1 protein-coding gene is annotated in these 2,019 nt (G+C 42.5%); it reads left to right on the forward strand.

Features of this window, described 5'->3' with window-relative positions; genetic code table 11:
* Positions 1-2,019, forward strand: a 2,019-nt coding sequence (locus JBL43_RS20105; protein WP_498371150.1) for an Ig-like domain-containing protein, incomplete at both ends; no start/stop codon positions are given.

Raw genomic sequence — 2,019 nt, forward strand, 5'->3', positions numbered from 1 at the left:
GCCAGCTTTACAAATGATGCAATGTTGATTACCCCAGCGGTACCAACATTAAGCAGTACAGCTGCAAGTTGTTCAGCAGTAGAGTTGACAACGATCACAAATTATAGTGCAAGCTTAACATATACATTTGCTCCAGCAGGGCCAAGTGTAAATGCAAGTGGCGAAGTAACTGGAGCAACAGCAGGAACAGCCTATACGGTAACTGCAGGAACTGCAGATTGTACATCAAGTTCAGCCAGCTTTACAAATGATGCAATGTTAATTACCCCAGCGGTACCAACATTAAGCAGTACGGCTGCAAGTTGTTCAGCCGCAGAGTTGACAACAATCACAAATTATAGTGCAAGCTTAACATATACATTTAGTCCGGCTGGACCAGGTGTAAATGCAAGTGGCGAAGTAACCGGAGCAACAGCAGGAACAGCCTATACGGTAACTGCAGGAACTGCAGATTGTACATCAAGTTCAGCCAGCTTTACAAATGATGTAATGTTGATTACCCCAGCGGTACCAACATTAAGCAGTACAGCTGCAAGTTGTTCAGCAGTAGAGTTGACAACGATCACAAATTATAGTGCAAGCTTAACATATACATTTAGTCCGGCTGGGCCAAGTGTAAATGCAAGTGGCGAAGTAACCGGAGCAACAGCAGGAACAGCCTATACGGTAACTGCAGGAACTGCAGATTGTACATCAAGTTCAGCCAGCTTTACAAATGATGCAATGTTAATTACCCCAGCGGTACCAACATTAAGCAGTACAGCTGCAAGTTGTTCAGCAGTAGAGTTGACAACGATCACAAATTATAGTGCAAGCTTAACATATACATTTGCTCCAGCAGGGCCAAGTGTAAATGCAAGTGGCGAAGTAACTGGAGCAACAGCAGGAACAGCCTATACGGTAACTGCAGGAACTGCAGATTGTACATCAAGTTCAGCCAGCTTTACGAATGATGCAATGTTACCAACGCCTACTATTATGGTATCAACAGCAGCTACATGTTCAGTAAATTTATTAACTTATAGTGTAAGTGTAGATGTAAGTGCAGGAATTGTAACATCAACAGCAGGAACTGTAACAGATAATGGAGGTAATAACTGGACCATCTCTGGGATTACATCAGGTACGAATATTACATTAACAGTTGAAGATACGAATACTTGTGAACGAACATTAGATGTAACAGCACCAAATTGTGCATGTCCAGTAGTAGATGCTCCAACAAGTGGAGGAGATCAGGAAGAGTGTAATTCAGGACAAACATTAACTGCAGGAGCTACAGTAAATTCAGGAGAAGAAGTAGTTTGGTATGATGCTACATCCGGTGGAAGCACGGTTGCAAGTCCAACACAAATAGGAATAGGAACAGTAACCTATTATGCAGAAGCAAGAAATACAACCACTAACTGTACAAGTTCAACTCGAACGGCAGTTGTTTTAACCATTAATGCTACCCCAGCGGTACCAACATTAAGCAGTACAGCTGCAAGTTGTTCAGCAGTAGAGTTGACAACGATCACAAATTATAGTGCAAGCTTAACATATACATTTGCTCCAGCAGGGCCAAGTGTAAATGCAAGTGGCGAAGTAACCGGAGCAACAGCAGGAACAGCTTATACAGTAACTGCAGGAACTGCAGATTGTACATCAAGTTCAGCCAGCTTTACAAATGATGCAATGTTGATTACCCCAGCGGTACCAACATTAAGCAGTACAGCTGCAAGTTGTTCAGCCGCAGAGTTGACAACGATCACGAATTATAGTGCAAGCTTAACATATACATTTAGTCCGGCTGGACCAAGTGTAAATGCAAGTGGCGAAGTAACTGGAGCAACAGCAGGAACAGCTTATACAGTAACTGCAGGAACTGCAGATTGTACATCAAGTTCAGCCAGCTTTACAAATGATGCAATGTTGATTACCCCAGCGGTACCAACATTAAGCAGTACAGCTGCAAGTTGTTCAGCAGTAGAGTTGACAACGATCACAAATTATAGTGCAAGCTTAACATATACATTT

Source organism: Aureibaculum flavum, from assembly GCF_016406085.1.
In the GTDB taxonomy this organism is placed as follows: domain Bacteria; phylum Bacteroidota; class Bacteroidia; order Flavobacteriales; family Flavobacteriaceae; genus Aureibaculum; species Aureibaculum flavum.